The sequence below is a fragment of the Vibrio sp. Vf1514 genome (assembly GCF_052076135.1).
Classification (GTDB): domain Bacteria; phylum Pseudomonadota; class Gammaproteobacteria; order Enterobacterales; family Vibrionaceae; genus Vibrio; species Vibrio furnissii.
Genome location: NZ_CP197268.1, coordinates 226,209 through 245,484, shown reverse-complemented (window position 1 = coordinate 245,484; position 19,276 = coordinate 226,209). Strand labels below are relative to the sequence as shown.

16 protein-coding genes are annotated in these 19,276 nt (G+C 50.9%); 6 read left to right on the top strand and 10 right to left on the bottom strand.

The window, feature by feature from the left end; genetic code table 11:
• Nucleotides 1–51: 51 nt before the first annotated feature.
• Complete coding sequence (locus ACS18Q_RS15905) at nt 52–399, top strand: DUF3316 domain-containing protein (protein ID WP_143679862.1); 348 nt, start codon at nt 52–54, stop codon at nt 397–399.
• Nucleotides 400–535: 136 nt separating this feature from the next.
• Here ACS18Q_RS15905 and ACS18Q_RS15900 read toward each other — a convergent pair whose 3' ends face one another.
• On the bottom strand, nt 536–2,101 hold the full coding sequence (locus tag ACS18Q_RS15900) for a methyl-accepting chemotaxis protein (protein WP_441257976.1): 1,566 nt from the start codon (nt 2,099–2,101) through the stop codon (nt 536–538).
• A 305-nt stretch (nt 2,102–2,406) separates the two neighbouring features.
• On the opposite strand from ACS18Q_RS15900, the gene ACS18Q_RS15895 reads away from it, so the two are divergent.
• The 3 genes from ACS18Q_RS15895 (at nt 2,407) to glpQ (ending at nt 6,516) form a co-directional block, all read left to right on the top strand.
• Entirely contained in the window at nt 2,407–3,612 is a 1,206-nt protein-coding gene (locus tag ACS18Q_RS15895) for a diguanylate cyclase domain-containing protein (protein WP_014258012.1), read from the top strand.
• A 310-nt stretch (nt 3,613–3,922) separates the two neighbouring features.
• Nucleotides 3,923–5,293, top strand: a complete 1,371-nt coding sequence (gene glpT / locus ACS18Q_RS15890) for a glycerol-3-phosphate transporter (RefSeq protein ID WP_004727169.1) — start codon at nt 3,923–3,925, stop codon at nt 5,291–5,293.
• A 167-nt stretch (nt 5,294–5,460) separates the two neighbouring features.
• Nucleotides 5,461–6,516, top strand: a complete 1,056-nt coding sequence (glpQ, locus tag ACS18Q_RS15885; protein ID WP_014258011.1) for a glycerophosphodiester phosphodiesterase — start codon at nt 5,461–5,463, stop codon at nt 6,514–6,516.
• Between the two features lie 119 nt (nt 6,517–6,635).
• Here the strand turns inward: glpQ and xapA are convergent, their stop codons facing one another.
• Entirely contained in the window at nt 6,636–7,466 is an 831-nt protein-coding gene (xapA, locus tag ACS18Q_RS15880) for a xanthosine phosphorylase (protein WP_185962449.1), read from the bottom strand.
• Between the two features lie 107 nt (nt 7,467–7,573).
• Between xapA and ACS18Q_RS15875 the strand changes: the two genes are divergently transcribed.
• Nucleotides 7,574–8,494, top strand: coding sequence for a LysR family transcriptional regulator (locus tag ACS18Q_RS15875; RefSeq protein WP_441257975.1), 921 nt, complete (start codon nt 7,574–7,576; stop codon nt 8,492–8,494).
• A gap of 29 nt (nt 8,495–8,523) precedes the next feature.
• On the opposite strand, the gene ACS18Q_RS15870 is transcribed toward ACS18Q_RS15875, so the two are convergent.
• The 6 genes from ACS18Q_RS15870 to rbsD form a co-directional block, all read right to left on the bottom strand.
• Entirely contained in the window at nt 8,524–9,528 is a 1,005-nt protein-coding gene (locus ACS18Q_RS15870) for a substrate-binding domain-containing protein (protein ID WP_441257974.1), read from the bottom strand.
• A gap of 16 nt (nt 9,529–9,544) precedes the next feature.
• Nucleotides 9,545–10,462 carry a ribokinase gene (gene rbsK / locus ACS18Q_RS15865; RefSeq protein WP_158108354.1) on the bottom strand — a complete coding sequence of 306 codons (918 nt, stop codon included), beginning with the start codon at nt 10,460–10,462 and terminating at the stop codon, nt 9,545–9,547.
• A 168-nt stretch (nt 10,463–10,630) separates the two neighbouring features.
• The gene (gene rbsB / locus ACS18Q_RS15860; protein WP_004727175.1) at nt 10,631–11,509 is read right to left on the bottom strand and encodes a ribose ABC transporter substrate-binding protein RbsB; all 879 of its coding nucleotides are present in this window, start codon (nt 11,507–11,509) and stop codon (nt 10,631–10,633) included.
• A 62-nt stretch (nt 11,510–11,571) separates the two neighbouring features.
• The gene (gene rbsC / locus ACS18Q_RS15855) at nt 11,572–12,555 is read right to left on the bottom strand and encodes a ribose ABC transporter permease (protein WP_014258007.1); all 984 of its coding nucleotides are present in this window, start codon (nt 12,553–12,555) and stop codon (nt 11,572–11,574) included.
• Nucleotides 12,552–14,057 carry a ribose ABC transporter ATP-binding protein RbsA gene (gene rbsA / locus ACS18Q_RS15850; RefSeq protein WP_441257973.1) on the bottom strand — a complete coding sequence of 502 codons (1,506 nt, stop codon included), beginning with the start codon at nt 14,055–14,057 and terminating at the stop codon, nt 12,552–12,554. Before rbsA ends, rbsC begins: the two co-directional genes overlap by 4 nt.
• A gap of 31 nt (nt 14,058–14,088) precedes the next feature.
• Nucleotides 14,089–14,508 carry a D-ribose pyranase gene (gene rbsD / locus ACS18Q_RS15845; RefSeq protein ID WP_055465188.1) on the bottom strand — a complete coding sequence of 140 codons (420 nt, stop codon included), beginning with the start codon at nt 14,506–14,508 and terminating at the stop codon, nt 14,089–14,091.
• A gap of 408 nt (nt 14,509–14,916) precedes the next feature.
• Here rbsD and ACS18Q_RS15840 point away from each other — a divergent pair, with 408 nt between their 5' ends.
• The gene (locus tag ACS18Q_RS15840) at nt 14,917–15,180 is read left to right on the top strand and encodes a DUF3012 domain-containing protein (RefSeq protein ID WP_038152245.1); all 264 of its coding nucleotides are present in this window, start codon (nt 14,917–14,919) and stop codon (nt 15,178–15,180) included.
• A 103-nt stretch (nt 15,181–15,283) separates the two neighbouring features.
• Here ACS18Q_RS15840 and ACS18Q_RS15835 read toward each other — a convergent pair whose 3' ends face one another.
• Both ACS18Q_RS15835 and tssI read right to left on the bottom strand, forming a co-directional pair.
• A complete protein-coding gene (locus ACS18Q_RS15835) occupies nt 15,284–15,865 on the bottom strand; it encodes a hypothetical protein (protein WP_441257972.1) in 582 nt (193 codons plus the stop codon).
• A 5-nt stretch (nt 15,866–15,870) separates the two neighbouring features.
• Nucleotides 15,871–19,092 (bottom strand): type VI secretion system tip protein TssI/VgrG, encoded by a 3,222-nt coding sequence (gene tssI, locus ACS18Q_RS15830; RefSeq protein WP_441257971.1) that lies wholly within the window; start codon nt 19,090–19,092, stop codon nt 15,871–15,873.
• Nucleotides 19,093–19,276 lie beyond the last annotated feature (184 nt).

The following is a 19,276-nucleotide window of genomic DNA, read 5'->3' as shown; positions in this document are numbered from 1 at the left end:
AGATTTCATAAGATGAATGCGTGCATATCGCACAACAACAGGAGAAAAGTTATGAAGAAAGCACTTGTGATCTTAACGACTATGACCCTTAGTGCTGGTGCATGGGCATCCATTGGCACCACTGAGCACGAAACGACGCTAACCACCCACGCGTATGCCTCGGAACAACAAGCGTATGATGCCGGCTTTGCCAAGGTGGATGCGCTGAAGAAAATGCCGTCGAACGAGCTGGCCAACGCGCTCAATGTGTATGACGCCAAACTGGTCCAAAACACACTGAAAGTGAGCGACGCCGAAGTGAAGGTTGAATCCTTTGCGAAGCAGGATGGTCAAGTTCAATATCGCGCCGTGGTGGATGTGGACTACCAATACACCGTGCGTGAAGGGAAAAACAGTTAATCCTTCAATCCGCGCCATCGTTCAGGTAACAGGGTGAGTGACACGCTCACCCTGTTTGCCTGCCAACGAACGTCCCCGCGTGGGAACGCCCTCACGGCATCAGCTGTTAATCGTGTTCAAGCTAATGGCGCTCAAGTTAGTGGCGCTCAAACTGATGAATCAACCGCTGCAGTTGCTCGAGATTGTGCACTAGATGATGCGTGCGCTGCACCGATGACGACGATGCATCCGAATTCTGCTGCGTCAGCGTTTTGATGTTGACCGCATTGGCGGTAATTTCACGCGTCGCACTGGCTTGTTGCTCTACCGCCGCCGCGATTTGCTGGCTTTCAAGCGTCACTTGTCCCAGCTTGGCCGCAATGTCTTGAATCACCCCACCCGTCGAATCGGCAGCCTGCTTACAGGCCGAAGAGAGCGCGGAACCACGCTGCATGGAAGCCACCGCTTGGGTTGCGAGCGATTGCAGCTCGGCGATCATGGTGTGTATTTCACTGGTTGACGCACTTGTTTTCGCCGCTAGTTGGCGCACTTCATCCGCCACCACCGCAAACCCGCGCCCCGATTCACCAGCGCGCGCGGCTTCAATGGCCGCGTTAAGTGCCAGCAAATTCGTCTGTTCTGAAATCGCCGAAATGACATCCAAAATGGTTTCCACTTGCTGGCTATGCTTGGCGAGCGTGGTCAAAATGGTCTGGCTGTCGGCCAGTTCGCTATCGAGCGCATTCACTTGCACCACGGTGTCGCGGATCCGCGCCAGTCCGCACAACGAATCGTGTTGGGCAATCTCGGTCAATTGCGATGCCGCCGAGGCGCTGTTGGCAATGTCGTTGATAGAATGCGTTAGCTCTTCCACCGCAGTGGCAACCTGCTCGGTTTCCTGCAATTGCTGCACCAGTGCTTGCTCGATATCCCGCGTATTGCCCAATTCACGCTGCGCATCTTTGAGAATCTGTCCCGAAGTTTCGCTGCTGCGCGCCACCACAGCGCGTAGCTCCGCTTTACGCATCATCAGCGCCAGCTCAACTGGCGAGCATTCATCGCAATGGCCGGTATACACTTTTTCCATCAATGGGTTGCTGTAAGCTTCGCGAGCCAACTGAGACAACTGCGCATGGCGTTTGTGCAAATGCCTCAGCCCAAGCAACACACTCAGCTGAATGCCCAACAACACGCTGCCCGGCAACCAAGCATGTTGCTGCCACATCCAACCGGCGCTCACCAGCAGGCCAAGCCACGCTGCCCCTTGCATGAGGCGCATCACAGGCCAACGTCGCACGGACACCGATTCGCCTTGATTGAGTTTGGCATAGAGCGCCTCGGCGCGCGCGATTTGTTCTTTGCTGGGTTTGGAGCGCACCGACTGATGCTCAACAATGTTGCCTTGGGTATCTTTTATCGGGGTCACAAAGGCCGACACCCAATAGTGCCGCGGGCCTTTACAGCGGTTTTTAACAATCCCCATCCAACTGTGTCCTTGGTTGAGGTAATGCCACAATTGCTCGAACGCCGCTTTGGGCATGTCTGGGTGCCTCACCATGTTATGCGGCTGCGTCAGCAGATCATCAAGTGAATATTCGGCGATATCGCAAAACGCCTCGTTGGCATACGTAATGTGGCTGGAAGGCTGGGTGGTAGAGATAAAACTGATATTCTCCGGATAATCTTTATTCTCGGTCGCGGCCATGCTGAGTAAGTTCTTCATTTATCGGAAGTGAGTCGTAAACAAAGGTGTAACACGCGCAATTTGTCGCCATCTTGACACACATCAATTCTATCAATACCTTGTCACACTAATACCAAATACGAGACATGTTATTTTCATGTTACATTTTTATAGCGATATGCTCACATTAATTTGAGAAAACAGGCCGCACGATCCGACGAATGCAGGCGCTGAGCGTAAATCAATTAAACTTAACTCAATCTTGTCCTTCGATGACGCCTCAAAAACAACATCAAAGACGACGTGATTGACCTATGCCACACGACCCATTTCAGGATGCGCCAATGGATCAGCTGAAACAGTGCTACTTTGACCAATCCCCCGCCGGCATCGCGATTACCGATCTCGATGGCCTGATCGAACTCGCGAATGAGCGTTTTCACCAATTGACTCATCTTCACGAACAGCACAACATCACCCCGATGATGAACCTCGCGTTGCCATTGAGCGTACCCCAAATCATTGATGATTTGGTGCAGGGCAAACAGGTCATGCACATCTTTGAAATCAAACACGGCTTTACGCCCGATACCCTCAACTGGTGCATCATCAAAGTCAGCTTGGTGGACAAGAACGAGAAAAAACACGTCTCATTTGTGATCGAAGATATCAGTCGCAACCGACAACTCAACCCGCGCATGAATGTGCACCTCAACACCATTGTCGATAGCTTGCCGGTGTTGATTGCCCAGATTGATGCGCACAATCGTTACCTGTACGCCAATAAAACCTATGAAGCGTACTTTCACACCACGTTGGATCAGGTGATTGGTGAAACTATCGAAAACCTGATTGGCGACGAATCGTTTTCACACAGTGCCCCGTTTATTGAACGCGTACGCCAAGGCGAAACCGTCACCTTCGACAACACACTGTTCTTCACCAACGAATTGCGTGTCTTGCACCTTAAATTGGTTCCGGATGAAATGAATCGCGGCGGGTTTTACATCTTCGGTCAAGATGTCACTGAACTGCGCGCCTTTCAGCGCAGCTTAGAATTTAAGGCCTACCATGATGCGCTCACTGGCCTGCCCAACCGTAGCTTTTTCATGAAATCGCTCGCCAATGTGCTGCGCTATAAACAGCACGGCTCAGCGTTACTATTTCTAGATTTGGATGGTCTGAAACTGGCTAACGACCGTTATGGGCACCATATCGGCGATGGCTTATTGAAAATTTTCGCCCACGTGCTGCAAGATGCAATTCGCCCGCAAGATTTCGTATCACGCCTGGCGGGCGATGAGTTCACCATCATTCTGACGGAATTAGACGATCCGCTCGCGAACATGCGCGAAGTGTGTCAGCGCATCCTCGATCGCCTGCCAGCCAGCGTCGAGATTGAGGGACACGCCATTCCATGCAGTTGCAGTATTGGCGCGACGTTGCTTGATCATGCCCTGCACCTGTCTGAAGAAACTTGGTTAGCGCGCGCCGATGCGGCCATGTACAAAGCCAAAACTGGCGGCAAAGGTGGTTTCGTCATCGAATAATTTTTCGCCGTTTATCCCCGCAACGAACTTTCGAATGGGTATTTTTAGCAAAATACCCTCACTTCACTTACGCCTTTTCGAGCAAAAACAATCATTTATAAGCGTTCACTAAAACACAATTTATGTAAAAAGTTTGAAGCAACTCAATAATTTTGCAAACTAATCATTTGTTTTTATGTTCAAATTAATTCACATGCAACATTTATCACAGAAATAAGAATACTTTCGAACAACAATTCACGAAATTTCGAACGAAACTAATTTTTCTCGTTCGCACTTCAAAACCATCGCAAAATAAATGAGGTCACCAATGTTTGGGATTTTCAAACCACAAGCTCACATCGAACGGCTATCGCCGGATCGGGTTGAGGGCGCTTATACACGTCTACGCTGGCAACTTTTTATCGGTATTTTTGTAGGCTATGCAGGTTACTATCTGGTTCGTAAGAACTTCAGCTTGGCGATGCCATATCTGATCGAGCAAGGCTACAGCCGCGGCGATCTCGGTGTCGCACTGGCCGCGGTTTCAATCGCTTACGGCTTGTCTAAATTCTTAATGGGCAGCGTGTCTGACCGTTCTAATCCTCGTTATTTCCTCAGTGCCGGCCTGCTGTGTTCTGCACTGGTCATGTTCTGCTTTGGCTTTATGCCATGGGCAACCGGCAGCATCACGGCCATGTTTATCCTGCTGTTCCTGAACGGTTGGTTCCAAGGCATGGGTTGGCCAGCCTGTGGGCGGACGATGGTGCACTGGTGGTCGCGTAAAGAACGTGGCGAAATCGTTTCGGTATGGAACGTCGCGCACAACGTCGGTGGCGGTCTGATCGGTCCTATCTTCCTGCTGGGTTTGTGGATGTTCAACGACGACTGGCGCACTGCGTTCTACGTGCCTGCCTTCTTCGCGGTTCTGGTTGCAGTCTTCATCTGGATTACCATGCGTGATACGCCGCAATCGTGTGGTCTGCCACCAATCGAAGAGTACAAAAACGATTACCCGGACGATTACGACACCTCTCACGAAAAAGAGATGACGGCCAAAGAGATCTTCTTTAAGTACGTGTTCTCAAACAAACTGTTGTGGTCTATTGCGATTGCCAACGCGTTCGTTTACCTGATCCGTTACGGCGTGCTGGACTGGGCGCCGGTCTACCTGCGTGAAGCGAAAGAATTCACCGTGGATAAATCGTCTTGGGCGTACTTCCTGTACGAATGGGCAGGCATTCCGGGCACACTGCTGTGTGGTTGGATTTCGGACAAAGTGTTCAAAGGTCGCCGTGCACCTGCGGGCATTCTGTTCATGGTACTGGTTCTGCTGGCCGTTCTTGTCTACTGGTTCAACCCGGCTGGCAACCCAGCGATTGACATGGCAGCACTGGTTGCGATCGGCTTCCTGATCTACGGCCCGGTGATGCTGATTGGTCTGTACGCGCTGGAACTGGCTCCGAAGAAAGCGGCCGGTACTGCGGCTGGCCTGACCGGTCTGTTTGGTTACCTCGGCGGCGCTGTGGCAGCGAACGCGATTCTGGGTTACACCGTGGACCACTTCGGCTGGGACGGCGGCTTTATTATCCTCGTCGGCTCATGTATCACGGCCATCATCTGTTTGATTTACGCTTTGATTGGCGAGCGCGCTCACCACAAAGCGAAAGCAGAAAAAGAAGCCAAGGAAGCTGTCGCGTAAGTCACGCTTCCTCACGCAAAACGGGCACGACATCTGAGGTGCCCGTTTTTGAACGTGTCATTTTATCTCCATTTCGGTGTGGTTAACTCCCCCATTCATCGCGCTCTTCCCCCCGATTCAGAGCGCGATTTTTTCTAACCACGCTCGACAAAACACAAGGATTCCACATGAACAAGATGCTTTCCCTTTCTCTGCTCTCTCTGGCCTGCAGTGCCAGTGTGTACGCCAACCCTTTAGTGATCGCGCACCGTGGCGCATCGGGCTATTTGCCGGAGCACACGCTGGCAGCCAAAGCGCTGGCCTACGGCATGAAACCCGATTACATCGAGCAAGACGTGGTAATGACCAAGGATGACCAATTGGTGGTGCTGCACGATCACTACCTCGATCGCGTCACCGATGTTGCCGAACGTTTTCCAGATCGCGCACGTGCTGATGGCCGTTACTACGCCATCGACTTTACATTGGCCGAAATCAAAAGCCTGCGCGTGACCGAAGGGTTCAACATTGATGACCAAGGCAACAAAGTGGCTGGATTCCCCGACCGTTTCCCGATGTGGAAATCGAGCTTTACCGTGCCCACCTTTGCAGAAGAGATTGAGCTGATCCAAGGGCTGAACAAATCGCTCGGTTATGACATCGGCATCTATCCTGAAATCAAAGCGCCGTGGTTCCATCGCCATGAGGGCAAAGACATTTCGAAAGCGGTATTGAACGTGCTCAAACAATACGGCTACGACAGCAAAGACGACAAAGTCTACCTGCAATGTTTTGATGCCAACGAGCTGAAACGCATTCACGATGAGCTGTTGCCATCGATGAAAATGGATCTCAATCTGGTACAGTTGATGGCTTACACCGACTGGAATGAAACCATGACCTACCAAGGCGATACCGCGACACCTTACAGCTACGATTGGATGTTTGAGCCGGGCGGCATGAAGCAAGTCGCGCAATACGCCGATGGTATCGGCCCTTGGAAACCGATGCTGGTGGACGACAAGAGCACCCAAGACAACATCATCATCAAACCGTTGATGGGTGAAGCCAAAGCTGCTGGCCTCGTGGTGCATCCGTATACTTTCCGCGCCGATAAAGGCCGCATCGCACCGTATGCGCAAAACTTCGATGGCATGCTGGATGTGTTCTACAACCAAGTGAAAGTCGATGGCCTGTTTACCGACTTCCCGGACAAAGCGGTGTCGTTCCTGAATCATCAGTAACTGACGTTGCACTGAATGTAAAAAAGACAGCCAAAACCCATCGGCACAGCAAGTGGGTTGGGGATAGAAAAAGGGACGATCATGGATCGTCCCTTTCGTTTTCAAGCGATCTGTGATGATTACGCGGCAAAATGATGGCGCATAAAAGATTGGATCAACGTGATGAAGTCTTTCTCCGCCAGTTTTGCGCAGCGCAGTGTTTGCTCGTGAGACAGCGCCACATCCCCCAGCCCTTCTGCCATGTTGGTGATGGCGCACACCGCCAGCACTGGCAAGCCACAATGCGCGGCCGAGATCACTTCCGGCACCACCGACATGCCGACGACATCTCCGCCGATGATTTGCATCATGCGAATTTCCGCAGCAGTCTCAAAGTTCGGGCCGGTGTAAGAGACAAAAATCCCTTCATTGAGATGAATATTCTGCGCCTTGGCCACCGCCAGCGCCTCTTCACGGAGCGTTTTATCGTACGCATTGGCAAGGCTAAAGAAGCGGGGACCGTAGGCGTCATCATTCGGGCCTGTCATTGGCGATTCCGGCATGGTGTTGATGTGATCGGTAAACACCACCAGCGAACCGACATCAATGCGTTCTGGGCGCAGTGAGCCCGCAGCATTGGTCACCAGCATGAATTCACAGCCCAGGCGCTTAAAGGTACGCACCGGATTGGTCATCACTTTCATGCTTTGGTGCTCGTAGTAGTGACCCCGACCTTTCATGCACACCACTTGTGTGCCAAACAGTGTGCCCAGCACCAATTCGCCAGAGTGTCCTTCGACCGTGCTGACGGGGAAGCCCGCCAACGCCTCGTAAGGAATCACCACTTTGTCTTCCAGCTCGTCCGCGATCACGCCAAGACCAGAGCCAAGAATGAATGCAGCCTGAGGCTTGAAGCCAGGCTTATGCGCGTAGATCGTTTCCAGAGCTTGATTCACCGGATCAGACATGATGTTCACCTCGTTATGTTGTTTGCATCACTCTAACGCAATCACTGTGCTGACAAAATCACAAAATTTGGCACAATTATGTGATTATTCAGCACAATCAGAGCCCCGTCATGTTGCCACTCAGTCAACGCATTACATTGAAAATGCTGCGCTATTTCTATCAGGTCGCGCAGTGCCAACAATTCAGTCAAGCAGCAGAACAACTCAACATCACCAAATCGCCACTCAGTGCGCAGATTAAAGAGCTGGAGCAAGCGCTGGGCGTGATACTGTTTGAACGCGATACGCGCAATGTGCGCTTAACCACCGCGGGCAAACAGCTCAATCAAGAGTGTGAGCGTATTTTTGACGTGCTGGAAACCTCGCTCAATCGCGTGGCGCAAAGTGCGCGCGAAGAGCAGGCGACCTTGAATCTCGGCTTGATGAGCTCGATTTTCTGGGCAGGATTTGGCGATGCACTGCATCAGTTGCAGCAAACTCACCCAACCTTGACGCTCAATCTGTTGGAGCTGTCGCCAGAGAAACAAAAACAGGCACTGCTGCAACACCACATCGACATCGGACTGGTGCGTTACGCCGACACCATGCAGATCGCGCCGCTGCATGCGCGCAGTTTGTATCAGGAGAAAATGGTGGTCGCATTGCCGACACAGCACGCGCTGGCAGCACGTAAGCAGCTCTCACTACAAGAGTTGCGCGATGCAGAATTTGTGATGCTGCGCCAAGAGAATTCCGCCTCGACCGCGCTGATTCGTCAGCACTGTCAACAGGCGGGATTTGAGATGACAATTTTACAAGAAGTGGTGGAGCCCAATACGCTGCTGGCGGTCATTTCCACCCGCGGATTGTTGTCGATTGTGCCCGCCAGTTACGCCAACTTAGCTTGGCCGCACGTGCGGTTTGTCGCATTGAAAGAAACCATTCGCGCCGATATCTGCGCGCTGTCTGCCAAAGCGTCACACCCTCTGACGAACGCGCTGCTAAACCAGTTGAGTCAGGCCTTACTCACCCCTCGAACGAGCGAACTGTAGAACGGTTGAACGGTTGAACGGTTGAACGGTTAGTTGAGCAGTTTCACGCTTTTTCTCACCACCAACGTGGGTTCCAATTGCACCACTTGCGGCTCATTGGTCACTTTATCGAGTTTTTTCAGCAATGTTTCCACCGCCGCCTTGCCAAGACGATACTTCGGTTGGTGAATGGTAGTCAGCGCAGGTGACATGAATTTTGCGATGTGAATGTCATCGTAACCAATCAACGAGACATCGTCGGGAATACTCACCCCCTGCTCATTGGCTGCATTAATTGCCCCCATCGCCATCATGTCGTTGCTGACAAAAATCGCACTCGGCAGCGGGCCTCGGGCAATCATGGCGTTCATGGCGTCGTAGCCGCCTTCGCATTCAAAGTCGGCTTCGACAATCCATTGCGGATTAATCGCCAACCCAGCTTCCAAAATGGCGCGCTTGTAGCCTTCATAACGCATTTGCGCCTGCTGGCGAATCAACGGCCCCGTGATACAGCCAATCTGTGTGTGGCCGCAGGCAATCAGATGCTTGGTTGCCATATAACCGCCCTGCAGCGAGTTGTCCTGAATCTTGTCACTGGCAAACAGCATCGGCCCCCAGTCCATCACCACCACCGGAATATCCGGGTAACGCTCGAACATGTCGATGCGCTCGCCCGCCAACGTAGAACACATCAAAATCACCCCATCCACGCGCTTTTGCAGCAACGTATTGATGGACGCTTTCATGCGTTCGTGATCGCCTTCGGTATTGCACAAAATCAGGTTGTACCCTTGGTGATAACAACTGCGTTCGACCCCTTTCACCACCTCGCCGAAAAACGGGTTGGTGGAGGTCGTCACCAGCATACCGATGGTTTTGGTGCGGTTCATTTTGAGGCTACGCGCCAGTGCAGACGGTGCGTAATTGAGGTCTTGCGCGGCTTTGTTGACCCGTTCGGCGATCTCATCGCTGACAAAACGGGTCTTGTTGATGACATGGCTGACGGTCGACGTCGATACGCCGGCAAGTCGTGCAATATCCTTCATGGTTGCCATGTCATGGTCTCCTTGATTAATGATCGGCCAAAAACGCGTCCACTTCCTCACGGTTCGGGATGGAAGTTTGGGCACCAAAACGAGTGACCGAAATGGCTGCCGCCGCATGAGCAAACTTAATTGCTGATTCTAAAGGCATTTCCTCTAACAAACCAGTGACCAGCGCCCCATTAAAGGTATCGCCTGCGGCGGTTGTGTCCGTTGCCTGAACGCGGAACCCCGGGATCAGCGTGCCACGGCCATTCTGGCTCAGCCACACGCCTTTTGCACCCAGCGTGATCATGACAATTTCAATCCCTTTAAGGTGCAGTGCATCCGCTGCCAATTGCGCAGACGCGTCATCGGTCACCGTGATGCCCGTCAGCACTTCCGCTTCGGTTTCATTAGGCGTGATCACATCCACACAACTTAATAAGGCATCCGGCAGTTCACGTGCGGGCGCAGGGTTCAGAATTACATTGGTACGGGCTTCTTTGGCCACTTGCGCCGCTTTGACGATGCCATCAAGCGGCGTTTCCAGTTGCATTAACAGGTATTTGGCGTCACGAATGTGTTGCAGATCGGGGTCGATTGCTTCAGCGGTCAGTTTGGCGTTCGCTTCAGCAGAAATGCAAATGCTGTTTTCGCCGCTGTCCGAGACCTGAATCATCGCAATGCCAGTTGGGCAGTTCGGCTGCATTTTCACACCGCGAATGTTCATGCCATCGAGCTTAAAGCTTTCTCGAATGTTGATGCCAAATGAGTCATCACCGACGCAGGCAATGAAGCCGATATCGGCATTTAAGCGCGCGGCGGCGACCGCTTGGTTGGCACCTTTGCCACCTGGGATAACTTGGTAGTTGCGACCGTGCAGCGTCTCGCCGGGGCGAGGAAAAGAAGGCACTTGAAGAACATGGTCAGCATTGACACTACCTAATACCACCAACTTGTTCATAAGGGTTATCCTCAGTTTGAATAAAATCGATTGGGAACGGAAATAGAGAGAGATTTGACGCCTCACGCGAGACGCAAAGCGTCAAAGCTGTCTGTATCATCCTGCGCAACCTGCGTGGCGCAAGGCGCTGCTCTCTCCTGAGCCTCTGGAGAGAGCAGTAAATGACGCTTATTCAGCGATAATTTTCAGCGGAACGGGAATGTACTCATCCACGGTTTCGCCTTTCAGCATGTGGTCTGCGGTTTCCACGCCCAGCGCACCAATCAAGTCAGGTTGCTGCGCCACAGTGGCTGCCAGTTTGCCACGTTTCACGGCAGCGATACCGTCATCTGTGCCATCAAAGCCCACAATCATCACGTTTTTGCCGGATGCTTGAACTGCACGCAGTGCGCCCAGCGCCATTTCATCATTCTGGGCAAATACGGCTTGAACATCTGGGTTCGCGGCTAGCAGGTTTTCCATCACGTTCAAACCTTTGGTGCGGTCGAAATCCGCAGGTTGGCTGGCAAGCAGTTGCATTTCGCTGCCTTTCACTGCGTTCATGAAGCCTTCACCACGTTCACGCGCGGCCGATGTACCGGCAATGCCTTCAAGTTGAATCACTTTGGCTTTTTCGCCCACTTTTTCCATGATGAAGTGACCGGCCATTTCGCCGCCCACCACGTTGTCAGATGCAATGTGGCTCACCACGGTGCCACGGCTTGCACCGCGGTCAAGTGTCAGCACAGGGATGTTCGAGCGGTTGGCAATGCGAATCGCGTTCGAGACTGCATCGGAGTCGGTTGGGTTGATCAGAATCGCTTTCACGCCACGTACGGTCAAATCTTCAATGTTCGACAGCTCTTTACTTGGGTCGTTTTGCGAATCCAGCACGATCAAGTTGTACCCCAACTCTTTCGCTTTCGCTTCAGCGCCGTCTTTCATGGTCACAAAAAATGGGTTGTTCAGCGTCGACAGCACGATTGCCATCGTGTCCTGAGCCTGTGCTGACACAGAAACGGTGGTAGACAGCAGCGCAGCGGAAATTAAAGTTGCGAGTTTTTTCATGTTCATCGTCCTTTATTGTAGGGGACCGGGTCAGGATATCCTGAACCCGGCGGTTTCACTGTTTACTTGTTTTTGTTGTCTACCAGTACCGCGAGCAAAATCACGACGGCTTTTGCAATCATCTGGTAGTAAGAAGACACATCGAGTAGGTTCAATGCGTTATTGAGGAAGCCGATAATCAGCGCACCAATCAGGGTGCCCATGATGCGACCTTTACCGCCCATCAAGCTGGTGCCGCCCAGAACAACGGCTGCAATCGCATCCAGTTCGTACCCCATCCCCGCAGTTGGCTGCGCAGAAGAGAGACGAGAGGTCACGATGATGCCCGCCAGTGCAGAGAGCAGACCACAGATGGCGTAGACACCAATCTTGACGCGATCCACGTTGATGCCCGACAAACGTGTCGCAGATTCGTTACCGCCCAGCGCATACACATAGCGGCCAAAGCGCGTGTGGTTGAGCAGATACCAAGCCGCCGCAAACACCACCACCATGATCCACACCGGCACAGGAATGCCCAGCGCGTAGCCCGTACCAAACCAAGCGAATGCATCCGCCGTATCGGTAAAGCCGGTCGAAATAGGACGACCATCGGTGTACACCATGGTCACGCCACGCAGCAACGTCATGGTCACCAACGTGGCGATAAACGCCTGCACTTTCCCTTTGGCGATGATGATGCCACTGATCCCACCAAGTACCGCGCCTGCGAGCAGTGCCGTCGGTACTGCCACCAACACGGGCACTTCCATCGCAATCAGGCTGGCGGCAAACGCGCCACACAATGCCAATACCGAGCCCACACTCAGGTCAATGCCCGCAGTCAAAATGACCAGCGTCATCCCCACGGCGATGATCGCATTCACCGAGGTTTGACGCAGAATGTTCATCAGGTTATCGAAGGTAAAAAAGTTCGGGTTTAGAAACGAGACAACGACGATCAGAAACAGCAGTGCAATCAATGATTTCTGTTCAATCAGCCACTCTTTACTCAGCAGCTTTCTGCCGCCAGTTTGGGTTGGGTTGGTCATGCTTTTTGTACTCATGCTGCGTCCTCGTTCAGCGTTTTGCCAACGGCACACGCCAGTAGATTTTCTTGGTTGGCATCTTTCGCGTCGAATTCTCCGCTAATGCGACCTTCATGCATCACCAGAATGCGATCGCTCATGCCCAGCACTTCTGGCATTTCAGAAGACACCAAAATGATGCTCATGCCATCGGCTTTAAATTTGTTAATCAGTTGGTAGATTTCTTTCTTCGCGCCGACATCCACACCGCGGGTCGGTTCATCCAAAATCAATACCTTTGGACGTGTCATCAGCCCTTTGGCGATCGCCACTTTCTGTTGGTTACCGCCAGACAAATTGCCGATGATTTGATCGCGACTTGGCGTTTTGATGTTGAATAGCTTGATGAAATCTTCCACCGCCATCACTTCATCGCTGTGCTGAATTTGCACACCTTTGGTCAGTTGATCGAGCGCGCACAGCGACATGTTCTCTTTCACCGACAAACCGAGGATCAAGCCATCGCCTTTGCGGTCTTCCGAGATATACGCGATGCCATTGGCCAGTCCATCTTGTGGGCTGACGGGGTTAATGGTTCGGTTGTTGAGATTGATCACGCCCCGTTCAGAAGGCAACGCACCATAAATCACTTTCATCAACTCGGTACGGCCGGCACCCATCAATCCGGAAACCCCTAAGATCTCGCCGCGATTGAGTGTGAAACTGACATCGTGCACACCCGAGCCCGTCAGACCAATCACCTCAAGACACACGTCACCATGTTTCACGGCGACGCGTGGGTACTGTTCTTCGAGCTTGCGGCCGACCATCATCTCAATCAGGCCGTCTTCATTGGTATCCGCGACGCGGCACTGGCCAATAAATTTGCCATCACGCAGCACCGTGATGTCATCACAAATCTCAAAAATCTCTTTCAGGCGATGCAAGATGTAAACAATGCCACACCCTTGCGCGCGCAATTCGTTGATCACGTTAAACAGCGATTCGGTTTCGGTGTCTGTCAGCGCGTCCGTTGGTTCATCCATGATGATCACTTTGGATTCAAACGACAGTGCTTTGGCAATTTCCACCATCTGTTGCTCACCCAGGCTCAGCTCACCAAGCAACGTTTTCGAACTGTGTTTCACGTTCAGACGTGCCAACAGTTTGTCGGCTTCAGCATACATGTGTGACCACAAAATGCGCCCCAGCGCGCTGGTTTTTTCACGCCCCAGAAAGATGTTTTCCGCAATCGTCAGTTCCGGGATCAGGTTCAGCTCTTGGTGGATGATGCTGATGCCTGCGTGTTGCGAATCACGCGGACCTTTAAAGCTGGTTGGTTGGCCCTGATACTCGATGCTGCCAGCATCTTTGGTATAGATGCCAGTCAGCACTTTCATCAGCGTCGATTTACCCGCGCCGTTTTCGCCCATCAACGCCATCACGCGGCCCGGATAGACGTTCAAGCTCGCTTTATCCAGCGCTTTCACGCCCGGAAACGCTTTTTCAATGTTGCTGAGAGCTAGAATTGGTTGAGTCATAATCAGTCCTCAATCGAGTGTGAGCGTGGCGTTAAAACACCACGCCAGCTTGGAAAATCACGTTTGCGTAAGGCGTGCATTCTCCGGTTCTCACAACAGCACGGCTGTAATGAGTACGAGCTTTGAACTCTTCGTGAGAGACGTAAGCGATGGCGATGGATTTGTTGCAACGTGCTTCTTCGGCTTTCAGCTCGTCAAGCAGCGCAGCGTGTAGTGCGGGGCTAACTTTGGCAAATTCTTCCGCCAGCACCACACCTTCAATTTGTGATTCCGACAAGATCACGCGTACGGTGTCCATAAAACTGGGCACCCCATGTGTGAGGGCTAAATCAATACGTTGTGTCTCTTCAGCAATCGGCAAACCCGCATCACAAATGGTGATTTCATCGGTATGACCAAGCGTCGCGACCAAATAAGAGAGGTCGGCATTAAGTAGGGTACTTTTTTTCATCGTTTTACCTTCGTGTTCGCTCACGTTCGACTTCTTCCGAGCATTTTCTAGGGCAGAAAAGTAAGAAAAACACTCATCGAAACGTTTCGATGAAATCCTAACGCAAGTTTTTTGATTTGCACTAAGGTAAAAATCAGAGTGTGAGTTCGATCGCCGAAATTGATTCACAATGCCAACAAAGGGTGAGTGTGATCACTGAGTTTTCTATCATCAAGACCGCTTTTTGATCGGCATCGATGACGGAGAATCCGACATCCAATAAGCATTCACATGCACTCCAGCCCGCCACTGCCTCATGCGATAAACTCTGGTCGAGCGCATATATTTGGCCTAGATTTAACAAAGCTCCAACCAATTTGGGTATAGTGACGCGCATTAAGCACTTGCAGCGGAAAAGGATTGTTTATGATGAAGAAAATTGCACTGGTCATGCTAAGCGCACTCGCCCTCACCGCGTGTGACAATGAGGTCGGCAGCGCTGGCTGGTGTCAGGATATGCGTGAAAAGCCAAAGAATGAATGGAGCGCGCAAAACGCCGTCGATTTTGCGAAACACTGCTTGTTCCAAGAAGAAATCGGAACTCCCCAATGGTGTGAAAGTATGGATGCCAAACCGAAAGGCGACTGGACCGCAAACGAAGCCACCTCCTACGCTAAGCACTGCATCTTTTAATCAATTCAGATCGTTCGTGTAATAAAAAATCAGGCCGATTGGTCTGATTTTTTTGGAGTGAGTCACGCTGGATCTTCGATCTTCGCAGATCTAGGAGGAATTCTTAGTCGTCGAAATCATTGCATACTTGGGTTTCAAAAAGTCTTTTATAAACCCTTTTTTCATCATAGTAAGGGTAATTAACTTTTGGTGGCTCATCGTCAATGATTAAGCGATTGAAATAATCATCACCGTAAAAGTATTTATTTTCTTTAATTTCATCTCTCTCGAACTTTCCATTCATATATTCATATATATATGGCGTAAATTGAATATACCAAGGATATATATTACTGGAGCTAGAAAATCTCGTTTGAACAAACAAAATTGTCTTATCACCATTTTTACATGTAAGCACTAACGCGCTCTGTCCATAAGGGTTAAACTCTTCTTGACGAAATAGGAGAGATTGCTTCCCATCGATAACGTAGAAAACTGACAAAGATTCGTTATTCAATCCTTCTTCGTTTTTGATAAAACCATTTTTCTCGAAAGAAACTTCAAAGTCATTATGTTTAAATGACGATATATTTTCGTGTTCTGTTTCCAAATAAGATGTTTGGATCAAACTATGAACACTTTTTTCACTAGGTTGAGAAAAAACTAGAGGCGAAAAAAACGACATAAAAAGCAATAAATATCTCATAATATTCACAATCCAAAATAAATTTTTAATTTATCAAACTTGTTCATACGGTCCTCTAATCCATTAGAACTTCCGTAATTTCCACCATTTACCGCTTGGCTTACCAACTTTATATCATCCGGAGCATTATCTATCAGAACATTGATGTCTCCATTCGCATTAAACTTCTTAGATAAAGCACCCCAATTTCGCCAATACATACATGCAGATTCTACAGCATAATCAATATTATCCGACACTAACTCTGGCATCGTTGAAAAATCTCGAAGATCATCTGTACTTTTAGCGTTGTGCGTAGTCGTGAACTTTTCATACTTTCCTTTACCTGTAATCTGAATCAGCCCTCTACCTCGATATTTGTACCCATCCCCTGAGCTTTCATCACCATTCCCATTGCTATCTGAATAGACAAAGTTAAACAGATCTGGTTGCTTGCATCTTGACGGATTATCTTCTCGTAAAAATCGATTTACTGATCCAGGTTTCAATGAATTTACGTAAGCGCTATACTTTGAAAATTTGATTTTTGCTGCCATATGTTGATAGTTGCTGCCTTCAACAAGACTACTAAAGCAACCACTTTCATGGGCCACCTGAGCAAGAAAGTGGCTAATTCGAACAGGCGTATTGATCTCGTACAATGGACAATATTTATTTAATGCTGCCAATAAGCTCTGATCGTTTCCCGAACCTGGACAAACAGTGTCCAACATACCTTTAGTAATCAGCTCACAAACCCACCCATCAACCAATGCCTCATCCAAACCCAGCAAGGTTCCTTGACCCACAATGCCATCAGCCTTGCCGACTTTATAGTCGGGATGTGTTGAATGGGACGGCGTATAGCTTTGCTGGAACATTTTGACCTGACGTTCCGTAGTACTGCCAAAACTACCATCGGCGCCGTAGGTACCGAGATCAAACCCCAGTTTTATCAGTGCCTTCTGAATCAATTCAACTTCTTGACCTTTTGAACCCGTTTTGTAGGAAGCAACTTCACGGTCTGCCAATTGATTGAGCGTTTCGGAAGGTTTCAACACATCAGATTTCAGTCGAGGTTCTTTCGTTGATTCAACGTCGTTCTCCGCTTGCGGCTCAGCTTGCGTTGAATTTACCGCTGAACCCGATGCTGCCTGAGATGATGCGCTCTGCTGTTGAACGCCCTCGCCTAAGACGGGGGCCACCAGTTCAGACACGGTCACGACATTTGCCTCACCAGCGACTTGGGTGGATTGAATTGCCGCCAGTTGCAATTCTGCTGGCGATTCCAAACTGACAAGATTCTTGGCAAGCAGGGCGGACTTGCCGCCATAACCACTCCCACTGCCTGCACTTCCCCCGGCATTAAGGTTAATCGCGGAACCTGAAAGGTGGACGCCACCGGCGTCGACCTTCACAAAACTTCCTCCAGCCTTTAAGGTGACCTCTGCACCAGCTTCGACCACAATTTTGGTGCCACCTTTCAGTGAAATTTCACGCCCAGCTTGCACCGCAATCAGCTTCGCGACTTTGTTTTGTGAAGCGCCAGCAATCTCAACACTACGGTCAGCTACGATTTTAGTGCGGCTTTCGCCGCCCACCGTCAGATGTTGATTGTTTTTGATCTGAGTAAAGCGATCGTTCTCCACCGTGAGGTGTTTGTCGTGCTTTATGACGCTGGTGTGGTCGTTTTCAATCAGGCCATCAAAGTCTTTCTGCGCGTGCAGGTAAATTTGTTCGCTGCCCGCTTGGTCTTCAAAACTGAGTTCGTTATAGCCCTGCCCTTGATGGGTTTCGGTGCGCAGCACAGTTTTGGTTTTGTTGTCTGGCAACGTATACGGCGCAGTGTTGGTGGCGTGATAGGTACGACCGGTGACAATTGGTTGGTCGGGGTCGCCATTGAGAAACGACACAATCACTTCATGACCAATGCGCGGAATGGCAATCATGCCGTATTGGCTACCCGCCCACCCTTGCGAGACACGCACCCAGCAGGAGCTATGCTCATCACCGTTGGAATAGCGATCCCAAGGGAAATGCAGTTTGACGCGGCCGTGTTCATCACAGAAGATCTCTTCGCCTTGCGGGCCTACAACTGTGGCAATCATCGGGCCATCAACCTGAGGTTTGGCTTGCGGCGTGGCGCGCCATGTGCGATGCGCCGGGATGAGCGAGAATTGGTTCGCGTAGGTGGTCGCGCCATTGCCACCAGCTTCTTCTAGCGCCTGAGGCTGCGTACCTTGGCAGGTGACACGCACCACCAACCAATCTCGGTTTAAGGTGTCATCGAGATGCTCTTGTAGGTCAAACTTCACGCCCGGACGCAGCAGCGGCTGGTTGCTTTTGCCCGTTGCGGTGTGCGCGTTGCGGCGCAGGTAATCAAGGCGGATCTGGCCGAATGCTTTACCGCTAACATCGTCTTTATACCGCCCCGGTGCATCGAAATGTTCGTAGTCTGGCTGCTGGTAGTCCATTTCGGTCCCGACCGCTTGCTGGGCAAATGCGTATGTCGGCTTTTTGAAACTGTAATCCTGCAACGCCGTTTGGCTCACCTCAGATTGGGTGTGCACGCTCAGCGCCGAGATGTAGGGCGATTCAATCATGCCGCCTGCCAGCGTGTTATACGGGATTGGCTCACCGAGCTTCGGTAGGCTGTCGGAGGCGTCGCTGAATATCAGCGTGTGTTTGCCTTCTTCATGAATGAAGCTGTACACCAACCCTTCTTCGGCCGCTAAACGATGGAGAAAATCTAAGTCGGTTTCACGGTACTGAACGCAGAATTCACGCTGCGCGCAGTCGCGAGTCAGCGCAAAGGCGTAATCGTTGATGCCCATTTCCTGCAGCAGGATGGAGATGATTTCCGGCACGGTGCTGAGTTGGAAGATGCGGCTGTTGTGGCGTAGAGACAAACGCTCTAAAGCAGGCACCAACGTGAGTGAATAGAAGGTGTGGTGATGGCCGGTATCGCCCTGAGTAAAGCGGCGCACGATGCCGTTCACGCGCTGAACCAGCACATCGTCGCGATAGAGCGTCAGCTCCGCGACTTTATCCACCACCATCTCCGGCGTTAAATTGGCAAGCCGGCTGGCGAGCGCCAATTCATAACGAAACCCGTGGCACGGTTGTTCATTCAATAACTGCTCATTCATGCGTTCGCTGGAAAGCGTCTCCTGCCCCTCGAACCCACGCACCACCAGCGTGTCGTCCTCCAGACCTTCCACATGAAACTGATACTTTAACGTCGCCATCCTGCCATTCCTATGATGTCACTGATTTCACTTGATGCGCCGAATAGTCAGCAAGCGCAGTGCCAGTTTGTTTTTATTGATATTCAATGAGTTAAAATGGATTCTTCACTCATTAAGGCAACTATCTGCCTGCCCCAAGCAAGAAGCTGCTTTTATCGCAACTTCTTGCTTCTTGGTCTTGTTG